The following is a 21139-nucleotide window of genomic DNA, read 5'->3' as shown; positions in this document are numbered from 1 at the left end:
ATACTATAAGAGCGTGTTCAAAAAGGAGGATAAAAAGGACCGAGAAGTTCTAGGCGGCGTAGCTTTGAGCACCGGAGTGTACATAAAAGGTACATGAGGAGCGGAAAAGCAAGCCAACGAGTGTCATTTTTACCGGACTTTTTGAACATCCTCTACAATGTATTTTCTGATTTGACCCCGAAGAATCTATAAGAGATATACATGACAATTGCTATTAAACCGACTTGAATCATTCCATACGCAGCGGCTTGTCCCATGTTGAACATACGAAGCTGGTTCATAATTTCAATAGATATTGGTCGATTGCTCAATGTGTATAACAAGACAGAGGTTGGAAATTCTCCAATTGCCTGCACAAAAGCGAGCAATGTCCCACTTAGAACACCAGGCATAATGATTGGGATTACAACCCGTCTGAATGTATAAGACCACTTTGCCCCCAAATTCTGTGCCGCTTCTTCTAAAGAATCATCCATTTGTTCCAATACAGCGTTTGTAGATCGTACAACTAATGGAATAAAGCGTACAAAGTAGGCTAACGGCAGAATCCAAAATGTACCAACAAGAATGTGACCAAACGAGAATGGTGTAGGTTTATTAAATGCTAATATAAGATTCATACCAACAACCGTAGCTGGAAGCGCCCATGGAATCATTACCAGGATATCCAATAAATTTTTTCCGATAAAGTTACGCTTGACAAGTGCATAGGATGTGATAATACCAAAAACAAACACACCCGCACAGGCAAGACATGTCATAATCAAACTATTCCTTACTGGCTCCCAGATATTCGTGTTGTCAAATAACAATTTATAGTTTTCCAAACTGAAAGCCTGCGGATATGTTTGCCAAGTCCAAGCCCCCTCTGGTACAAGTGATAACATAAGAAGTATAAAATGTGGGAGCAATAAAATGATCATTGCTATAATTCCAATCGTTACCATGGTCCATTTTAAGATTGGATTGTTCACTTCACTACGATGGGCGCCTATACCTTTACTAGCCATCCGATAGTCTTTTCTGTTTTGATACCATCGCATAAACAACAAGAAGGAAATGGAAACAACTGACAAAATAATGGATTGTGTTGCGGCCATTTCCAAATCACCATTGATTTTGGAAAAGTATATTTGCAAGCTTAGTACTCTAAATCCCCCAGCTAATAGAAATGGTGCACTAAAGGAAGCCATGGATACCATAAATACCAATAAAGACGCTGCAATTAATCCCGGTGTTAGCAGTGGGAATGTTACTTTCCAAAACACTTTAAATTTATTGGATCCTAGGTTATACGCAGCTTCCTCTAATGATGGATCAATATTATTTAAAGCAGATGATGTTGTCATATAAAAATAGGGATACATTGTATATGCATGGACTAGCAATATTCCCGAAATCCCACCGATACTAAACGGCACCTTTGACAGATGAAATAAATCTTTAATAGCATTTGGCACTAAACCAGCTTCTCCGTATAAGAACATAAAGGCCATGACTCCAACTAGTGAAGGGAGGACAATGGGCATAATCGCAATGTTAGAGAAAAATTGGCGCCCCGGGAAATCGTAACGGTTAAAAATATATGCTAATGGCACGCCGATTAAAGCACTAAAGAACACAGATAATAAGGAGATATATACAGAGTTCCATAATGCCTCGAAGTTCGCAGCAGCTTTGGCTCCAAAAAAATCCTGATAGTTTGCTAATGAAAAAATACCGTTTTTCTTGAAGCTTTCAATCAGTGTTGCGATGGAAGGATATAGTACATAACCAATTAGCACCAATACAATAGGAATCAATAAGATTATTGTTTTTCGCTTGTTTGCAGTTAACATCTTCAGCTCACCCCTTTACACCTGGGATTACTCTTATTTGGTCTTCGGGAAATTGAACATGTACTTCCCTTCCTTTATCGAGATATGTACTAGGACCTTTATTTAAATTAGTAGTCTTGATGGTAACTTGATCATTTATTTGCACAAAAGTATGAACAGCCTCTCCAGTAAATTGAACAAGTGATACGTTACCAGTACATACATTATTGCCATCTACTGGGTTTGGATCAATTTTTATCGCTTCCGGGCGAACGGACATAAAGAGCTTATCTTCATCTGTATACCTGGCTGTATTTAATTCATTATTGTGAACGAAAATGGATTGGTTTATATCCGGTGCGTAGAATACAGATTCCGCGTCTTTGTGTTCCTTGAAATTTACTGGAAAAAGATTCGTTTCACCTATAAATTCAGCAACAAAATCATTTACGGGTTGGTTGTAAATTTCCGTTGGTGTACCGACTTGATGACACTTTCCTATATTAAATACAGCTATTCGATCACTCATCGTTAACGCTTCTACTTGATCATGTGTTACATAGATTGTTGTGATACCATATTCTCGCTGTAATCTTAAAATCTCGGCTCGCATCTCTTCCCGCAATTTAGCATCTAAATTACTTAGTGGTTCATCTAATAGTAGAATATCTGGCTCAATTACGAGTGCACGTGCCAATGCTACACGTTGTTGCTGCCCACCACTTAATTGACTAACCTGACGATCAATATACTGATCTAAACGTACTTTTTTTAGTACATCCCCAACTTTTTCTTTTATTTCAGTTTTATTAACCTTTCGAACCTTTAATCCGAATGCGATATTTTCAAATACAGTCATATGAGGAAATAAGGCATAGTTTTGGAAAACCATCCCTGTATTCCTCTTTTCTGGTGCAACCCTGGTCATATCTCTATCATTAAATTTCACTTTTCCCTCGGTAGGGTAGTAGAATCCAGCAATCATTCTTAATGTTGTGGTTTTTCCGCATCCGCTTGGACCCAAAAAGGTAAAAAATTCGCCTTCTTTGATAAGTAAATCTAAATCTTTAACTGCTGTCACATCTCCAAATCTTTTTGTGATTTTGGATAAATTAACAGTTGACATGAAGCAACAACCTCGCTTTCCTGGAAAAAGAGCTTATCACCCTTAAGCAGGGTGATATAGCATCTTTTAAAATTAATCATCTGAACATTGATTTATTATTCTATTCTTTGTCACTTTTATCTTTGTCTGAACTCTTGATGTGATTATCCCAGTAGTCCATCCATTCATCTGATTTTTCTTCAACTAAGTCCCAATCCATATCCATTGGTTTTATATCTGTTTCCTCAATCCAGGCAGGGAGATCCTTAATATCGTCACGGGTTGGGATACGATAATATTCTTCTGCTAGTAACTTGGCAGCCTCCGGAGTATTAACGAACTCATAAAATGCCTCCGCTGCCTTTGGATGTGGTGCACCCTTTATAATTGCGATTCCTTCAGTAAGTACTGGAGTACCACTTTCTGGAATTTTATAACCAAATGGGTATCCTTTTTCTTCTGCTAATTGTACAGTATCTGGCATATTCCAAACTGATACGGTACCAACCCCTTTTGCGATTTGGTTGTACATGATTTCAGGGTTTGCAGAGTATTCTTTTGTATTGCTATCAAGTTTTTTCAACCATTCGTAACCTTCCTTTGGGTCTTCGGTATCTTTGTACGTATCATAAATTATTCCAGAAAAAATGGTACGCATCCCACCGGAAGCTAATGGGTACCTAATAATAATGTCATCTTTCCACTTTGGGTCTAGAAGGTCATCCCAATCACTTGGGGCTTCTTCTTCTGAGAGTTCTTTTGTGTTGTATAGAATCACTTGTGGTGTGATCGATGTTCCGGACCACAGCCAATTGGGGTCGTGGTACAAGTCGTCTAAAGAATCTGCATAGGATGGTTGATACTCTTGCAAGAGGCCTTCGTCTGCTGCCTGGTTAAAGTTAACTTGTGGAGCCCCCCACCAGATATCCGCTTGTGTATTGTTTTCCTCGGAGCGGACCCGATCTAATATCTCTTGTGATCCCATGTCTAGAAATTCCATTTTTATGCCATACTCATTTTCAAATTGTTCCTGGAAATCACCCAAAATATCAGTTCCATGTGGCGAATAAACAACTACTTTTTCTTCTAAATCAGTATTCTCGCCACCTGTTGAAGAAGTTTCTTTGTCATCGGATCCGCCCGCCATGCATCCGGATAGAATGATTACAAACAATAATAAGATTAACCAAGTGCTTTTTTTCACTAGTTTTTCCCCCTCGTTAAATTAGTAATGTTTCGTGCTCTTTTAAAAATAATGCTACTGCACCAATAACCCCTGCTTCTTTTCCAAAGGTCGTCTGTTGTATTTCACATGCTCCTGGTGTATATCGTTTCATGATGTCTGTAATCTGCTTTTGGATAATTGAAAATGAACCACTGACACCACCCCCTAATATAATTAATTCTGGATCAAATAATGATACATAGTTAGCTAGTCCAATAGCTAGATTTTCTAATGCTAGATTAATTATTTCTATCGCATCTTCATGACCTTGGTTGTAAAGGGCAAAAGCCTCTTTAGCTGTAACATTCTTGCCGGTTTTTTCTAATAACTGCTTACTTATTGACGAACCACTTGCAATGCTTTCCAAAAATCCGTACCCCTCATAAACGGGATGAAACTCCTTTGCGCGAACACGATCAGTTACTAAATATCCAATTTCACCAGCACTGTAATTGCTCCCACGGTATAAATTTCCCTTTATCATAACACCGCTTCCTATGCCCGTTCCGATCGCAATATATATTAGATTGGATTTGTCCTTGCCAATCCCTTTCCAATGCTCTCCTAATACATTTATGTTTACATCGTTATCTACCTCAATTGGCAAGTTAAAAATTTCTTTCATCTTGTCTTTTATGGGAAAACTTTTCCATTTCAAAGCTGGAGCTTCCAGAACAATTCCCTCAGCCACATTTGTTATACCAGGGGTCCCAACGCCGATCCCAAGTATTTTTTTGTCTTCGATTCGCAGTTGATCTATCATTGATTCAACGTTTCTTTTTATTTCTTTAAATAGATGTTCGCCTAGATGTTGTTGAGTAGGAAAATCACGATAGGCGCAAACATCGCCATTCAGATCAGTAATCCCTAAAGTAACATTTGTACCGCCGATATCAATACCGATAATGTATGATTGTTTAGGGTTGAACATTAGGTTAACAGGCTTTCTTCCGCCCATACTCGTAGCTTGACCATTACCAGATTCGTATATCAAATTGCTTTCCAGCAATTGGTTGACGATTGTTGATACAGTTGGTTTACTAAGTGAAAGCCTTTTGGATATGTCAGCACGGGTTATAGCGTCTCCTTCTTTAATACACTGTAGAACAAGTTTTTTATTGATTGCTTTTATGTAAGCTGCATTTCCCTTTTGCATGAAATAGACCCCTTAAATAAAATTCTATGCTAATGTTCTTTGATTAACTATATGGAAGTTAGTAAACTTAACTTACTAATTTGATTGTTTAAAATTATTATACATGAGCGACCAATAAAATGTAAAGGCTTACTTCTATGTTTACGCAATAGATAAGCTGTTTATGAGAGAGATTGATTAAATAGTATTTTTGTTCTATTTACATTATTCTAACATAATGATAAGTTGATAATACTATATGTTGCCAGACATAGTTAGTAAGTAACGATTACTAACCAAAACTGAAGATAAGGAGGTATCCGCTTTTAAAGGCAGCATAAACCTAAAAAATGAAAGGGGTTACACAGTGAAGAAATATTTTTCCTTTCTTTTATCACTACTGTTGATAATTGCCTTACTGCCATTTCAGGGATTAGCAAAGGAAAAGGATGATCCGGATGTCGAATTGTGGAATGTAGTAAATCCACTTCATACTACAGCAACTTTTTTAAACACCGGTGCACACCCCGACGATGAGCGTAGCGATTTGCTTGCCTATTTATCAAGAGGATTAGGTGTTAAAACCGCCAGCCTTATCGCAAATAGAGGAGAAGGTGGTCAAAACGAAATAGGGAATGAACTTGGTACCGCACTTGGGATTATTCGATCCAATGAAATGATTGAAGCCGCCAAGATTACCGGCGTTAAAGCATATCATTTGAGTGAAACTACTTCAGATCCTATTTATGACTTTGGGTTTTCGAAATCACCTGAAGAGACATTGGAAAAATGGGGCGAGGAATTAACATATGAACGTCTCATCCGTTTTATAAGAAGTTATCAGCCGGATGTAGTAATGCCTGCTTTTAGAAATGTACCAAGTCAGCACGGGCACCATAGAACAATGGCAATATTGAGTCAGCGTGCATTTGAAGATGCAGCTGATCCAAATGTTTTTCCCGAGCAAATTGAAGACGAGGGGTTATCGCCTTGGCAAGTGAAGAAATTCTATTTGCCAGCTGAATCTGAAGATACATCAACAACATCCGTGGAAATTGGCGACTATGATCCCATTTATGAAATGTCGTATCCCCAACTTGGACAAAAATCTAGATATATGCATAAGAGTCAGGGTATGGGCATAGACGTACCTGTTGAACCAAAACAGTTTCATTTGGAATTAGTTAAATCAATTTATCCTCAAAATAAAGAGGATGATGGTATTTTTGACAATATTCCATATGATTTTAATGATTGGGCAACAGTTATCTCTGACAATAGTATTCGTTCAGGTTTAGAGAATTTACAACAAGAATTAGATGAAATTATTGATTTATATCCCGATCGTGAAGCGATATTACCAAACTCTCAAGATGCATTAAAAAATGTACGAAAACTAATTGACAAAGTTGAAAAAAGAGATACCGATCCTTCCGCAATGAATGATTTACTTCATAAACTAAAATTAAAGGAAGAGCAGCTACAAGAGGTTAGTTTGGTAGCGTCCGGACTGGATGTAAATACGACGCTTGATTCAGAAGAAGTAACCCGGGGTGAAAGCACTAAAGTTGAGATGACAATTACTAATAACGGTAAAAAGGCAATACATCATATTGATACTACGCTGCTTACACCAAAAGGTTGGACAGTTGATAATAGCAAATCTAATATTAAAAAATTGGAGCCAAATGAATCTAAGGACGTAACATTTACTGTTGATGTACCTGAAGATGCGACATACTATCAGCCTTATGGTGAATCATCTGTCAAATCGAGTATAACATTTAAAGAAAAAGGTGCTAAAACAACAAATATTCAGGAATTAGATGAGACATTTGCTGTATTGCCGAAGATTGCGATTGCTACAGATCCGGGAGATATAGTGTTAAATACTGCAGATGTAAAGAATGAGTACAATGTTAATATAAAGGTAAAGAATTACGCTAAAGGGGAAAAAAGTGGCTCTGTTAAGTTGGATTTACCTGAAGGGTGGACAAGTACTCCAGAAAAAGTAGACATGAATCTCAAAAATCGATTAGATGAGCAAATAGCAGAATTTAAAATTACCCCTCCTAAGAATATAGAGGAAGGTGACTTTTCAATAGGTGCAATTGCTAAGTCTGATAATGAAAAATATGATACATCTGTTCAGGAAATAAGCTATGATCACATTAACGACGCTTATTTCCAGTACCCGGCTACAGTAAATGTTTCAGCTTTTGAATTATTGAAACCAGATTCACTAAAAATCGGTTATATTGACAGTGGTTTTGATGAGGTAGCTGATTATTTACTTGATGTGGGTTTTGATGTAACGAAATTAAGTGAAACAGATTTACAATCAGGTGATTTAAGTCAGTACGATACAATTGTAACTGGAATTAGAGCGAATTTATCACGTCCAGACTTAATAGAAAATAATAAACGCTTACTTGAGTATGCTAAAAATGGTGGACATGTGGTCGCTCAGTATCATAAACCGGGGGATAATTGGGATACAAATGAAACTCCACCATATCCATTGGAAATAGGTAATCCATCGATTGAATGGCGGGTTACTGATGAGGATTCAGATGTTACCATGACACAGCCGGATCATAAATTATTTAACTATCCAAATAAAATCACAGAGAATGACTGGGATGGCTGGGTACAAGAAAGAGGATTGTATTTCCCTATGAACTGGGATGATCGATATGAAACGTTTGTGAGTATGGCAGATCCGGGAGAAGATCCGTTTGATGGTGGTATTTTAATGGCAGATTATGGGGATGGAACCTATCTATATACAAGTTTAGTTTTCTACCGTCAAATCGCTAATCAAATACCGGGTGGATACCGAATTTTCGCAAATTTATTAAGTTACGGCGTAGAAAAGGATGCCAAAGAAATTAGTGCATCTGAAATAAAAACATTGATAGAGCGTCTGGCTAATGAGGGAGAATTTGATGATGAGAATGATGTTCGTTTGTTAACAACTCATTTGACTGCTGTTAGCCATTATGAGAATAAGGAACAAGGTGAGAAGGTTGTTAAACATATGACTAGCTTTAAACAATTAATTCATCAACTGCTAGAGAACGATTCCATTTCCGAAAAGACTTATAATGAATTAAATAAGGATGCAGATTCTTTGATTAAAAAGTGGCAGTAAAATGATTCCCTCCCTTGTATACAGGGGAGGGGATTTATTATCAAAATGCATAAAAGACGATCCAAAAACCAATATTGAGGGCACAAAATGGAAATGAAAAAACATGGCATGGTAATAAGTCAGCTATCTTGTTTTAGCACTATTAGAGAAGAAATGTAGGCTTTTTTAGCCACCTAAACACTACTTTAGCTTCTGAATCTAAGCCATCTAAAGTTCATCCTACAAACATATCAAGCAATTCAGCGGCACATTCTAATCGACCCGGTCCGATATATTTGCCAAAAAAAATGATATAATAACCAAAAAAACCGAAAATTCCATCGTAAATTTTGTCAAATCATGGTATAATTCCAAAATACATTATTCAGAATTGGAGGCATCATTGTGACACTTATGGAGAATTTCGAAAGTATAAAAAAAGAGCTTGTAAACATAAGTCACCAACTTTATGACAATCCAGAGCTTGGGGACGAAGAATATGAATCAATGAAATTATTGGTTGATTATCTTCGTTCGTATGAATTTGAAGTAGAAACAGGGATAGTAGACAGGCCGACAGCTTTTAAGGCGGAGTTTACTGGCGGGAAGCCCGGTCCAACGGTTGCTTACCTGGCAGAATATGATGCATTGCCGGGGATCGGTCATGGATGTGGACATAATTTAATTGCAACAATGGCAGTTGGGGCTGGTATTATTCTTCGTAAACAAGTAGAAGAAATAGGTGGAAAGGTGGTCGTTTTTGGAACACCAGCGGAGGAAACGAGTGGCGCGAAAGTACCGATGAGTGAACAGGGAACATTCAATGGTGTTGATGTAGCCATGATGGTGCACCCTGCCGACGTTTCTTCTGAGAGTGGCCCATCGCTTGCCATGGATGCTATTCAATTTTCCTTTACCGGGAAGGCATCCCATGCAGCGGCATCGCCTGAGGAAGGTATTAATGCTTTGGATGGCATTATTCAACTGTTTAACGGGATTAATGCGCTTCGAGAACATGTACCATCGGATATTCGAATTCACGGCATTATTTCCGAGGGTGGTCAAGCGGCAAACATTGTCCCCGACAAAGCTGTTGCACAGTTCTATGTCCGGGCGAATGAGCGTAAAGTATTGGACGATGTTGTCAAAAAGGTAAAAAATATCGCGCATGGAGCTGCAGCAATGACAGGTGCATCCGTAGAAATTTCTAATTACGAATTAAGCTATGACAATATGATCACAAACAAGGCGTTATCTGACACATTTACCAAAAACCAAAAAACATACAGCCAACAACCGGTTTATGCTGCAGTAAAACCATCAGGATCTGCGGATATGGGAAATGTAAGCCAAGTTGTTCCATCGATTCATCCATATGTAGGGTTGAATGAACCCGGTCTTGTATTTCATACCAAAGCGTTTGCGGACAAGACAGTTACAAAAGATGGGGAGGCAGCTATTTCTGAAGGAGTATTATCTTTGGCAAAAACTGGATATGACGTGATAACTGATCAAGAATTGTTGAAGGCTATCAAAACGGAATTTGAGAACAGTAAATAAATCCAAACTTTTTTACCTGAACAGACAGTGATATATCTGCTTGAAAAGGAGGTTTTTGCAGTGATCACTGCCTGTTTTATTTTGAAAATATTGTAAGAAATTTTTGTTTATAAGGAGAGGGTAAGGTGAGTGAGGTATCGGTTTTAAAGGAGAAAAAAACAAATAAACCGAAAAAGAAATTTGAATTTCCCCATGTTTTCGTGATTTTATTTGCTTTAATTATCATTACAGTGGTGTTAACCTACTTCATTCCTTCTGGAGAGTACGAACGTGAATTAAATGATGCTGGAGAAACGGTTGTAGTTGACGGCACTTACCATACGGTTAAAACAAATCCAGTTGTTTTTTTTGGCATCTTTCAAGCGGTGCATAAAGGAATGGTTGAAAGTGCCGAGATTATCTTTTTCATTTTCATAGTAGGTGGTTCCTTTGGCATTCTCAATGCTACCAAAGCAATTGAAGCAGGGCTTGCAAGTGTTTCCGCTAAAATGGCTGGGAAAGAGATTTATTTGATTCCGGTGGTGATGGTTTTATTCGCTTTAGGAGGTGGATCATTCGGGATGTCGGAGGAAACCATCCCATTTATTTTAATTTTGGTGCCTTTAGCTATTAAAATTGGCTTTGATTCCCTTGTCGGTGCTGGGATGGTAATTGTTGGATCATGTGCCGGTTTTACTGCAGCATTTATGAATCCTTTTACAGTAGGTGTGGCACAGGGAATAGCTGAACTGCCACTTTTTTCTGGAATGGGCTTTCGGTTTGTTGTTTGGTTTATTTTTGTATCCGTTAGTATTGCCTACGTTATGATTTATGCGAATAAAGTAAGGAAACGTCCGGAGATAAGTATGATGTACCAGGTGGATCAGCAACGAAATATTGAGCATTCCGTCCAAGACCAAGCTCAAACACTAAATTTAAGACAGTCTCTTATTATTGGAATGCTTATTTTAACCATTATAGGTCTTGCGATTGGTGTGACATTTTTTGATTGGTATATCATGGAGATTGCCGGTTTGTTTTTACTTATGGGAGTTATCGTTGGTTTTATAGGGAAGTTAAAGGTGAACCAAATTGCTGAGGCATTTGTTAATGGTAGTAAGGAGCTGATTGTTGGGGGGTTAGTAGTTGGGCTGGCTTATGGGATTCTTGTGGTATTACAGGACAGTAATACCATCGACTCGATTCTGTTTTTTGTTTCCAGCTTGGTTGGCCAATTACCAACGTCTTTTTCGGCAATGGGAATGTATATTACGCAAAGTTTATTAAATTTTATTGTTCCATCCGGAAGTGGACAAGCAGCCTTAACCATGCCTATTATGACCCCGCTAGCTGATTTGACGGGAGTTAGTCGGCAAACAGCTGTCTTCGCTTTCCAATTGGGTGACGGCATATCCAATGCTATTACCCCAACCGCCGGCGTTTTGATGGCTTCATTGGCCATTGCTAAAATTCCTTGGATCAAATGGGTTAAATGGTTTTGGCCCCTAATTGTCATTCATTATATCGTTGGTGCTATATTAGTAACGATTGCGCATTTGTTTGTATGGTGAGAGAAGTAAATTTTGATTTGGTTGAAAATTCAAGGAGTAAAGAAAAACATTTTGATTATCACAAGACTATAAAGATACTCATTCCTACACACAGGAATCCGTGATTAAAAATCCTGAATAAGCATCAAGTGTACAAAATTCAAATTTTTGGTACTATCTTGTTAGAAAACCATATACTATAATAAAACTGCACCATGCTTCAAACATGGTGTAGCTACAATAAGATCAAACCCCAGCAGGAGGGGTTAGGAAAAGGTAAAAGTAATCCCTCAAGGCCCACCAATGCACATGGGGGTTCACTTTTTATTCTTGTCGGATATGATAGAGGCAATAAGCATGCCGAATGAAATCAGCAGCATAGATAGAAAGGGGTCATTATCAATCCTGCAGGTGTGCGTACAGCAGATGAAGGTTACCTGGAAGGGTTAAAAAGCGAACCAAAACCCTTATCATGGCAATCCTGTCCTCAGTGCTCCTTCGTCAACGATACACGTTGCCACTCTCTACTATATACCATTTTCCTTGGGACAAGCCGATGATAAAATTGATATCCCATCCTTTCTTGCACATTTCTGATATTTGTTTGGATACCTGAATCGGCCCTATATCCGTCTCACCGCTAACTGTATCTTTCACCCAGAGCTTGCCCGGCTCGGTGTCGATAACGGTGAAGTAGCCTTCCAGTATGTCTTCAAACGGTTGATTCGTTGTACCTCTTGAATAGTCGAAAATCAGGTCAGCCAGCTTTTCGACAGTGGGAAGATCATTAGATTCGCCGAAGTAATCTTTTAAATTAGCATATTCATCCTGATCGATGTAATTATTTTCAAAGAGCCACTTATTCAATTCTTCATGACCCGTATCGCTACTTTCATAAATGACTCTCCACTCATGACTTTACGAATCATGAAATAGTTCAGGAATTCCTCAATCAGCGTATCTTTCACTCGTTCAGGACCGAACATCCGGATAGCTATCTTCGTCTTTCTTAAATTGTGTTTTCCACTGCTTCAGTTCATCTTCACTTAAGTAATTTGAGCATACATATTGAGATAATCCCGGAACAAGTCGATCACGTCTTCATAATCGCGGTATGTTTTTTCTTTTAATCGATTATGCTGTTCTTGCAAAAAAATCGTTTAAAATCATATCAATTGTTTTGATAGATATCCCCACCCTTCGTTAGGATTTGATTGATTGTCCTGATTTTTTTAAGTAGCGTCCGTCCTCCTCCTATAACGATCTTGTCTGCTGCTTGTTATTCTAATATCTTTCTTACTAGTCTTTCTATCGGCAAATGGTGCTAACGAAATTCCCTGTCGATCCTTGCACAGTTACATATGCATTTCAAAAAATAAAGCATAGGTAAGAGGATAGGGAATTTAGAGAAAAGCCTCGTTGAGATGAGTATAATAGAGAATGCTTATCAATCGTTCATAAATATTGTTCCTTAGTTAAAGTCCGTTCGACAAAGTGTGTTCATTTTTACCCAGCCTTAATGCCCCAAAAATCAACAAGAAAAATCAAAAAATTGCAACTTACCTACTATTTCCATTAATAGAATCATAACTTATAATAGAATTACAATTATAAGTTCGAAGGAGGATGTTCATGCGAAATAAAGTATGGGTAGTTATTGTTATTTGTATCCTTGCTGTCGGCGGAATAATCGGAATAAGCGGGTTAACTTCAGATGCAGTTAGTAGTAAAGCAGACGATACATCACCAGACAATGAAAAAGTTAAAAATGTAATTGTATTAATTGGAGACGGAATGGGACCATCTTATACAACAGCATACCGTTACATGAAAGATAATCCTTCCACTCAACAAATGGAAGAAACCGTTTTTGATCAGTATTTAACAGGGATGGCTAAAACATACTCCAATGATAAGGACGAAAATGTAACCGACTCAGCTGCGGCCGCAACCGCTATGGCAGCAGGAATCAAAACATATAATGGTGCTATTTCCGTTGATAAGAATGAACAACCAGTGGAAACCGTATTAGAGGCAGCGAAAAAGAATGGAAAATCTACAGGATTGGTATCGACATCACAGATTACCCATGCTACACCTGGAGCCTTTGGTGCACATAACGAATCACGAGATAATTATGATGAAATTGCAGATGATTATTATGATGAGATGATCGATGGGAAACATAAGATAGATGTTATGCTTGGCGGTGGGGTAGATAACTTTGATCGAGACGACCGCAATTTAATTAACGAGTTTAAAAACGATGGTTACCATTACGTTACCACCGCTGAAGATATGAATAATAACAAGAATGCAAGATTACTAGGTTTATTCGCCCAAGTAGGAATGAAGAAGGCGATTGATCGTGAACCGTCCACGCCTTCGCTGGCTGAAATGACAAATGCAGCACTAAAGCAATTAAACAAGAATGAGGATGGCTTTTTCCTAATGGTTGAAGGTAGTCAGATCGACTGGGGCGGACATGATAATGATGCGGTGAGTGTTATGAGTGAAATGGATGATTTCGCAAAAGCGTTTCAAGCTGCCATTGCATACGCAAAGGAGCATGGTGATACCCAAGTCATCATGACAGCAGATCACTCGACAGGTGGTTTATCGATAGGGCGCGACGGGGACTATAATTTTGATACGGAGGCAATTAAAGCAGCAAAACGTACCCCGGAGTATATGGCTGAACAAATAATTGATGGAGCATCGGTTGAATATATTCTCAATAAATATGTAACATTTGACTTAACTGATACGGAATTAACAGATGTGAAAAAAGCTGCTGCTACGGAAGACGTTGATACACTGCACCAAGCCATTTCAGATGTATTTAATGAACGAGCGGGCATTGGATTTACAACAGGCGGACATACTGGTGTTGATGTACCAGTCTACGCATATGGACCACATAGTGAGCGTTTTTCCGGTTTGATTGAGAACACAGATATTGCTAATGAAGTCTTTACATTTGTGAGATAAGGGAAATATGGACTTGCATCGATTCAGGATGCAGGTCCTTTTTAAAAAGTTATTATTTGGAAAAGGCCAGAAATGCTTTGTCCCCATTGTTTTCCTAATGTTTACTTTTCTTTCATATCCCTCATTTACTTCCAACGATCGTAATTAAACTCAACTGACTTTGGTTTAAAAATCGCACTGGCAGTCTGGTCGTGCCAAGCCCGCTGTCAATATACAGATACCGATTCGGCTCAATTGTGTATGTTCCTTTCGTACGTTTCGGGAAAAATCCCTGACCTGGTGCCACCAATGCCCCGATAAAAGGAAAACGAACCTGTCCCCCATGCGTATGCCCGCTCAAAATCAGATCGGCCGGTATAGCATAATAAGTTTCGGTAATGTCGGGTGAATGAGACAGCAAAATGGTATAGTAATCATCGCCAATTTGATGAAAGGCTTGATGGAGATCTTCATGTTCTGTTGAAGCATCACCGACGCCAGCTATATGAAGGGTCATCATATCCTTTGTGATTTGCGTGTTCTGATTATCCAGGATAATAACGCCACGTTCGTGCAGACCATTGAAAAACTCTTCCGAAAGTGCATTTGCCCACTCATGGTTACCGGATACAAAGAAAACATTCTGATTGATTGCGGTCAGCTCATCGATTAACGAAAAAACATATTTTAAATTTTTCGTTGTTCTATCAATCACGTCGCCGGTCAACACAATAATGTCAGCATTGGATGATTTTATGGTATGGATCAATGTTTCATTGTTGGATCCAAAATTGTGGTTATGCAGGTCGGCCATTTGCAAAATCGTAAAGCTGGATCCCGCTGGAAGTTTACTGCTGTTAAATGTAACCCGCTTAAGTTTGAAATAATGTGTTTCCTGATAAATCTTAGCGCAGCATGCAATAACAAACGCTATGAACGCCGCGATGGCAAAGCTCATCTTCTTCATGAAAGCCCTCCTTGAAAAGACGTCGTTAGACATATCTTAAGTGTAGCACTTCAAGGAAAAAAGGAACAGGACCTTTCTTGTGGCTCATGTACGAGAAATGAGTTGTCAATTTGATAGTTACTAAAGAGTTGGATAACTCGATTGTAGTTAATGTAGTGACGGCAATTTATTAAGTTTTGTAAATAACCGAGTTTGGTGGTGACATTTTCTTTACTGATATGACAGTGTTTTTGCTGTATCAATAAAGGTTTGTAGTCCCAAACGAAAAAACTTTATAAAGCCTGTTACACCAGTTTCTAAAATGACCAAAAACGCAATTTGGGACTGCAATATTTGGGTTAAAGTCCAAAATCCTTGCTATGACTGTATTCGGAGATTTTTGTAGCCAAACTTAGGAAATAACTGAAGGCTTTTCCGATGTTCGGTATTTAGTGAGGGAAAATATTCATAAAAGGTGCTATAATAACTGCAAGGAGTGATAAAAATGGCGATGAAAAGAGAGGTAATCAAAAGGTTTATTGAGACCGTTCCGGAAGAAAAATTAAGTGAATTTGAGAAGCTTATCCGAGAAATGATACCGGAAGATGACGAGCCGCTAACGGATGAGGAGATAGCGGACATAAGGCGCGCTAGGAAGGAATTTGAGGAGGGAAGGACTGTTTCACTTGATACATTATTAAAGGAATTGGAGGAATCTGACTAATGTTTCGATTAGAATTAAGTAGAGATGCCTCCAGGTTTGTAAAAAAGTTAGATCCAAAGAATAAAAAGAGAGTGACCAATGCATTGTTAGAAATCGCAGAAAGCCCACTGCAGGCATCTAACATCAAAAAATTAACGAATTACAACTTATATCGCAAACGGTTAGGAGATATAAGGATTATTTATGAAATCTTTGATGATGAACTAATTGTTTATGTAGTAAGAATAGGAAATAGAGGACAAATTTATAGAAATTTGTAAGAAGAAAGTGTGTATATCTTAAAAAGGTACTTATCCTAAACTGACCCACAGGTTAATCCCCCATGAAAAAGATGTCTGATAAAAAAGATGCCATCCAAAGACCAACATCTAATAATAGCCATCCATATATGAATTGTAATCCGTTTAAATGTATTTTTAAATATACCTTAACAAAAAGGTCGCCCGGTTAAAATTCAACTGATAAGGGCTGTCTTTTTATAATCCGCATTAGTTGTTCCCCTTTAGTGGCAAGGCGCGCCGCCAAATCCACATTTGTATTTCTGTACTAGGACAAGTTATCTGTTGAATACCCATTAAAGTGAAATGGGGGAATGGATATGGGAGGGTCCACTTTTGGTCTCGGTATTAGAATATCGAAAAGTGTTTTGGTTTTATCTTTTGCTGTTTTTGCAACACTTGTTGTTTTGGGCAATGTTACCGACTACTACACCAACTTTGAATTTGTAACGCATGTGTTAAGCATGGATGAGACATTTAACGATGATATTATGTATCGAGCCATCACAAACGAAACCATACATCACATTGGTTATATTCTCATTATTTTGATCGAGGCTTTCATTATGGTGAGTTGTTGGGTAGGTGGAATTAACATGCTGCGACATCTTAAAAGTGATCCAGCAGCTTTTCATCAGTCAAAATTATGGGGTATGATTGGTTTAACGGCAGGCCTTGCCCTATGGTTCCTGGGGTTTCAGGCTATTGCAGGCGAATGGTTCGGTATGTGGATGAATGCGGACTGGAACGGAATTCCCGATGCTACAAGATTAACGTTATTTCTTTTGGGAACGCTCATATTTCTTACAATGAAAAATGATGACATGGAAACTACTAAAAAGTGAATCACCGGCAAATTTCATGAGGAAAACAGTGCTAATCAACAGCCCAAACTTTTAAGGTGTGCATGACAATGTGCACCTTTCCTTTTTGGAATTTCGCTGTTTTTTATATACAGTGATATCATGCGCACTGCTGTATCGGGATTTTCCACATTTCTATGGATTGTAATTGTGTACCACCTTCGACTGAAAATTTGAAAATGGGAACGAATTTTGGTGGACGAACTGGCTGTCAAGGGATAAAATATACGTAACATAAGCAAAGGAGAATGCATCTTGAAAGTAACAGTAATTGGTTATTGGGGCGGTTTTCCCGGAGTAAAAGAGGCAACATCAGGCTATCTGTTGCAACATGATGGTTTCCATTTATTACTTGACTGTGGCAGTGGCGTACTTGCTCAATTGCAGGCTTTTATCAATGTGGAGGAGCTTGATGCGGTGCTACTCTCCCATTATCATCACGACCATGTGGCAGATATTGGTCCGCTACAATTCGGTCGGCTGGTGAAGACATATCTTAAATCGAATATGGAAAGTCTCCCAATATACGGGCATGCCCTGGACAGCGACAAGTTTAACCATCTTACATATAAAAACGCGACAACAGGGATTGCTTATGATCCGGATCAGACGTTAAAAATTGGTCCGTTCATGATTGAATTTATCGAAACCAAGCATCCGGTTACTTGTTATGCCATGCGGATTACAGCGGGAGATACGGTTGTTGTATATACAGCGGATACAAGTATGTTCCCCGAACTTGTTGCGTTTTCCAAGGGGGCGGATTTGCTGATTAGTGAATGCAGTTTGTACCAGGAACAGGATGGTTTGCCAATGGGTCATATGAATAGCGTGGATGTTGGGCAATTGGCAAATGATGCCGACGTATCGGAGCTGCTGTTAACCCACTTGCCGCATTATGGAGACCATCAAGATTTATTGCATCAGGCCAAGGAAATTTACCACGGAAAGATAGCGCTTGCCTCCACTGGGTGGACATGGGGCTGTAAATAGTCATCTTTACGTTCGCTTGGAGGAGTTGCCGGGGTGGATGGAGAAGTGCCAAGTCCAGCGAACCCGCCATCGGGATGTGCGTTTCAGACAAGATGTCCGCTGGCAATGGATATTTGTAAACAGCAAAGACCAGTGCTCCAAGGCATCGGAACAGGTCGTTCGGTTGCCTGTCATCTGCACAATAAAAAATCAGAAACGAAAAAGGAGAAGGTTGCCCAATGAAAAAAGGAAGCATCATCGATGTTCCAGGGATAAAGGTTGGTCATATAGAAAATACTGATGCAGTCACAGGCTGTACCGTCGTCTTAACGGAAAACGGTGCATGTGCCGGTGTTGAAGTTAGGGGTTCTGCACCAGGGACCAAGGAAACTGATTTGCTGGATCCTGTAAACACGGTTAATGAGGTGCATGGGATTGTTTTAACCGGTGGCAGTGCATTCGGACTCGATGCCGCATCAGGAGTCATGCAGTATTTAGAGGAACATGATATTGGTCTTGACGTTGGGGTTGCAAAAGTTCCGATTGTACCTGCCGCTGCTTTATTTGATTTACCCGTTGGCAATGGGAATATCCGCCCAGACAAACAAATGGGTTATCAGGCGGCAAAAAAAGCTGCGATCCATGATTTTTCCGAGGGGAATGTTGGCGCTGGATGTGGTGCAACGGTGGGCAAAATTACTGGTCTTGAAAACTGCATGAAAGGTGGACTTGGTACGGCTTCTATCGATTTGGGTGATGGCGTCGTTGTCGGTGCTGTTGTTGCTGTCAATGCTTTCGGTGATGTGCGCGACCCAGAAACTGGCGAGATACTTGCCGGACCGTATGACAGGAAGGAAGAAAAGCTCATCGACAGTCTGGAATTTATGCAGCATCATTCAAGACAAAGTATCTTGCCAGGTGCGAACACGACAATTGGGGTGATTGCTGTCAATGCTGAACTGACAAAAGCACAAGCAAGGAAAGTGGCGCAAATGGCTCACAATGGCTATGCGAGAACGATTTTCCCGGTACATACCATGCAAGACGGCGACACCATTTTTGTCCTGGCAACCGGTGGCAAACGGGTAACAACTGACCTCATTGGCACGATGGCGGCAAAAGCAATGGAACAAGCCATCGTTAGTGCCATCAAACATGCAGAAGGTATTCCCGGAATTCCGTCGTATCAAGATGTGAAGTAGATTTTTAAATAGCCTGTATACGATTGTCTGAACACTATCATGATTAAGAGATGGAAACGGTAAATGATTGTAAGCACAACAGAACGAGTGAACATGGCTGACTGCAACGTATTGATAGCAGGCAAAAAAATTGAAAAATAAGAGGTGTTGACCTTGCAGCGGAAAAACGTGATGCTATTGATCGGGATACTTCTTTTTTGTTTCATGATTAGTGGCTGTTCGAGTAAGGAAAGTGGTGGCGATGCAAGCAAGAAAAAAGAAATCACGGTTCGCATTAACAGTGACCCGGATTTTCTTGACCCGCATAAGGCCGAGGCATCGATTACCGACCGTATGATGCTGAATGTTTTTGAAGGTTTGATGAACCCAACGACAGAAGGTGGCGTGGAACCCGGCATTGCTGAGAAATATGAGGTGTCGGATGATGGACTTATCTATACATTTACATTACGTGATGGCGTGAAATTTCATAATAATGAACCGGTTACCGCGGAAGATGTCGTCTATTCATTTAATCGCATCACCGGAAAAGAAACAGGAGAACCGTTATCAGAGGATTTTACCGATATCAAAAAGGTTGATACACCCGATGATAAAACAGTCGTCATTAAGTTGAAACAACCAAATTCAAGTTTTTTGAATAAGCTCACAGGAAAAAATGCTGCCATTATTCCAAAAGCCAATGAGGAACACCATAATGATAGCCCGATTGGAACAGGTCCATTCAAATTTGTGGAATACAATCCGGAAAATAATCTGGTATTGGAAAAATTCGATGATTACTGGAAAGATGGCATCCCATATTTGGACAAGGTCACGTTTGCATTCCAGGTTGATGATTCATCGGCATTCTTAAATTTGCAATCCGGCCAAATTGATATATCCGATGTACCGGAGCATAAGACCGCAGAGTTAGGTGACGATTATTCCATTATTGAGCAAAACAATAACTCGGTGTTTTTATTGGGTCTTAATAATGCGGAAAAACCATTTAATGATGTGAAAGTACGACAGGCGCTCAATTATGCGATTGATAAGGATCAAATCATCGAGGCAACATTCTCCGGGCATGCCACGAAGGTTGGTTCCAATATGAGTCCGGCAATGGGGGCATATTATAAGGAAGATTTGGTAGATTACTATGATTACGATGTGGATAAAGCGAAAAAGCTGTTGGCTGAAGCGGGTTATCCGGATGGTTTTTCAACTACCTTAACTGTTTCATCCCATAATGATGTGTATTCGGAGTCAGCTCAAGTGGTTGCTGAACAATTGAAAAAAATAGGTATTAATGTGGAGATCAAAGTGGTTGAATGGGCAACATGGTTGGAGAATGTGTATACGGATAAACAATATGACATGACCTTAATTGACTTTACCGGGAAACTCGATCCGTATGAAATTTTGGGACGCTACTCATCCAAGTTAAGCAGCCGAAACCTCACGAATTTTGACAATCCGGAATATGACCAGCTCATGGACGATGCATTGGTTGAACCATCCGAAGAAAAACGTATCGATATGTACAAACAAGCCCAGGAAATCCTGACTGAACAAGCAGCAGCTGTCTTTATCTGTGATTATCAAACACTATGGGGACTGCATAACTTGGAAGGTTTTAAAAAATACCCGATCTTCTACCTGGACATGTCAGAAATCAAACCAAAATAAACCTGTCTG

General features: G+C 39.3%; 17 protein-coding genes. 11 read left to right on the top strand and 6 right to left on the bottom strand.

Features of this window, described 5'->3' with window-relative positions; translation table 11 throughout:
* Positions 1 to 152: 152 nt before the first annotated feature.
* The 4 genes from O2S85_RS15715 to O2S85_RS15700 form a co-directional block, all read right to left on the bottom strand.
* A complete protein-coding gene (locus O2S85_RS15715) occupies positions 153 to 1838 on the bottom strand; it encodes an ABC transporter permease (protein ID WP_269410244.1) in 1686 nt (561 codons plus the stop codon).
* A gap of 7 nt (positions 1839 to 1845) precedes the next feature.
* On the bottom strand, positions 1846 to 2943 hold the full coding sequence (locus O2S85_RS15710) for an ABC transporter ATP-binding protein (protein WP_269410243.1): 1098 nt from the start codon (positions 2941 to 2943) through the stop codon (positions 1846 to 1848).
* Between the two features lie 100 nt (positions 2944 to 3043).
* Entirely contained in the window at positions 3044 to 4126 is a 1083-nt protein-coding gene (locus O2S85_RS15705; protein ID WP_269410242.1) for an extracellular solute-binding protein, read from the bottom strand.
* A 16-nt stretch (positions 4127 to 4142) separates the two neighbouring features.
* The gene (locus tag O2S85_RS15700; protein ID WP_269410241.1) at positions 4143 to 5303 is read right to left on the bottom strand and encodes an ROK family transcriptional regulator; all 1161 of its coding nucleotides are present in this window, start codon (positions 5301 to 5303) and stop codon (positions 4143 to 4145) included.
* A gap of 346 nt (positions 5304 to 5649) precedes the next feature.
* Here O2S85_RS15700 and O2S85_RS15695 point away from each other — a divergent pair, with 346 nt between their 5' ends.
* From O2S85_RS15695 to O2S85_RS15685, 3 genes are all read left to right on the top strand, one after another.
* Positions 5650 to 8436: an FIMAH domain-containing protein gene (locus tag O2S85_RS15695; protein ID WP_269410240.1), complete on the top strand. Its 2787-nt coding sequence runs from the start codon at positions 5650 to 5652 to the stop codon at positions 8434 to 8436.
* 393 nt (positions 8437 to 8829) lie between these two features.
* The gene (locus O2S85_RS15690; RefSeq protein WP_269412611.1) at positions 8830 to 9975 is read left to right on the top strand and encodes a M20 family metallopeptidase; all 1146 of its coding nucleotides are present in this window, start codon (positions 8830 to 8832) and stop codon (positions 9973 to 9975) included.
* 125 nt (positions 9976 to 10100) lie between these two features.
* Entirely contained in the window at positions 10101 to 11525 is a 1425-nt protein-coding gene (locus O2S85_RS15685) for a YfcC family protein (RefSeq protein ID WP_269410239.1), read from the top strand.
* Between the two features lie 480 nt (positions 11526 to 12005).
* Here O2S85_RS15685 and O2S85_RS15680 read toward each other — a convergent pair whose 3' ends face one another.
* A complete protein-coding gene (locus O2S85_RS15680; RefSeq protein ID WP_269410238.1) occupies positions 12006 to 12371 on the bottom strand; it encodes a hypothetical protein in 366 nt (121 codons plus the stop codon).
* A gap of 759 nt (positions 12372 to 13130) precedes the next feature.
* On the opposite strand from O2S85_RS15680, the gene O2S85_RS15675 reads away from it, so the two are divergent.
* Entirely contained in the window at positions 13131 to 14495 is a 1365-nt protein-coding gene (locus tag O2S85_RS15675) for an alkaline phosphatase (protein WP_439649410.1), read from the top strand.
* Between the two features lie 121 nt (positions 14496 to 14616).
* Here O2S85_RS15675 and O2S85_RS15670 read toward each other — a convergent pair whose 3' ends face one another.
* Positions 14617 to 15441 (bottom strand): metallophosphoesterase, encoded by an 825-nt coding sequence (locus O2S85_RS15670; protein WP_269410236.1) that lies wholly within the window; start codon positions 15439 to 15441, stop codon positions 14617 to 14619.
* Between the two features lie 484 nt (positions 15442 to 15925).
* Between O2S85_RS15670 and O2S85_RS15665 the strand changes: the two genes are divergently transcribed.
* From O2S85_RS15665 to O2S85_RS15635, 7 genes are all read left to right on the top strand, one after another.
* Positions 15926 to 16144: a hypothetical protein gene (locus O2S85_RS15665; protein WP_269410235.1), complete on the top strand. Its 219-nt coding sequence runs from the start codon at positions 15926 to 15928 to the stop codon at positions 16142 to 16144.
* Positions 16144 to 16404 (top strand): type II toxin-antitoxin system RelE family toxin, encoded by a 261-nt coding sequence (locus O2S85_RS15660; RefSeq protein ID WP_269410234.1) that lies wholly within the window; start codon positions 16144 to 16146, stop codon positions 16402 to 16404. Before O2S85_RS15665 ends, O2S85_RS15660 begins: the two co-directional genes overlap by 1 nt.
* Positions 16405 to 16736: 332 nt before the next feature.
* Positions 16737 to 17267 carry a DUF2165 family protein gene (locus O2S85_RS15655; protein WP_269410233.1) on the top strand — a complete coding sequence of 177 codons (531 nt, stop codon included), beginning with the start codon at positions 16737 to 16739 and terminating at the stop codon, positions 17265 to 17267.
* A 273-nt stretch (positions 17268 to 17540) separates the two neighbouring features.
* Entirely contained in the window at positions 17541 to 18278 is a 738-nt protein-coding gene (locus O2S85_RS15650; RefSeq protein ID WP_269410232.1) for an MBL fold metallo-hydrolase, read from the top strand.
* A 33-nt stretch (positions 18279 to 18311) separates the two neighbouring features.
* Positions 18312 to 18500 (top strand): oligopeptide/dipeptide ABC transporter ATP-binding protein, encoded by a 189-nt coding sequence (locus O2S85_RS15645; protein WP_367747834.1) that lies wholly within the window; start codon positions 18312 to 18314, stop codon positions 18498 to 18500.
* A complete protein-coding gene (locus O2S85_RS15640) occupies positions 18497 to 19459 on the top strand; it encodes a P1 family peptidase (RefSeq protein WP_269410231.1) in 963 nt (320 codons plus the stop codon). The genes O2S85_RS15645 and O2S85_RS15640 overlap by 4 nt, the downstream gene beginning before the upstream one ends.
* A gap of 144 nt (positions 19460 to 19603) precedes the next feature.
* Positions 19604 to 21130, top strand: a complete 1527-nt coding sequence (locus O2S85_RS15635) for an ABC transporter substrate-binding protein (protein WP_439649409.1) — start codon at positions 19604 to 19606, stop codon at positions 21128 to 21130.
* Positions 21131 to 21139 lie beyond the last annotated feature (9 nt).

It is taken from the genome of Lentibacillus daqui (genome assembly GCF_027186265.1).
GTDB lineage: Bacteria > Bacillota > Bacilli > Bacillales > Amphibacillaceae > Lentibacillus_C > Lentibacillus_C daqui.
This window is presented reverse-complemented; position numbering and strand designations above follow the sequence as displayed.

Coding starts and splice junctions, on each gene's coding strand:
- O2S85_RS15715 (WP_269410244.1), bottom strand. CDS start 1,838: ATGTTAACTGCAAACAAGCGAAAAACAATAATCTTATTGATTCCTATT.
- O2S85_RS15710 (WP_269410243.1), bottom strand. CDS start 2,943: ATGTCAACTGTTAATTTATCCAAAATCACAAAAAGATTTGGAGATGTG.
- O2S85_RS15700 (WP_269410241.1), bottom strand. CDS start 5,303: ATGCAAAAGGGAAATGCAGCTTACATAAAAGCAATCAATAAAAAACTT.
- O2S85_RS15690 (WP_269412611.1), top strand. CDS start 8,830: ATGGAGAATTTCGAAAGTATAAAAAAAGAGCTTGTAAACATAAGTCAC.
- O2S85_RS15675 (WP_439649410.1), top strand. CDS start 13,131: ATGTTCATGCGAAATAAAGTATGGGTAGTTATTGTTATTTGTATCCTT.
- O2S85_RS15670 (WP_269410236.1), bottom strand. CDS start 15,441: ATGAAGAAGATGAGCTTTGCCATCGCGGCGTTCATAGCGTTTGTTATT.
- O2S85_RS15665 (WP_269410235.1), top strand. CDS start 15,926: ATGGCGATGAAAAGAGAGGTAATCAAAAGGTTTATTGAGACCGTTCCG.
- O2S85_RS15660 (WP_269410234.1), top strand. CDS start 16,144: ATGTTTCGATTAGAATTAAGTAGAGATGCCTCCAGGTTTGTAAAAAAG.
- O2S85_RS15655 (WP_269410233.1), top strand. CDS start 16,737: ATGGATATGGGAGGGTCCACTTTTGGTCTCGGTATTAGAATATCGAAA.
- O2S85_RS15640 (WP_269410231.1), top strand. CDS start 18,497: ATGAAAAAAGGAAGCATCATCGATGTTCCAGGGATAAAGGTTGGTCAT.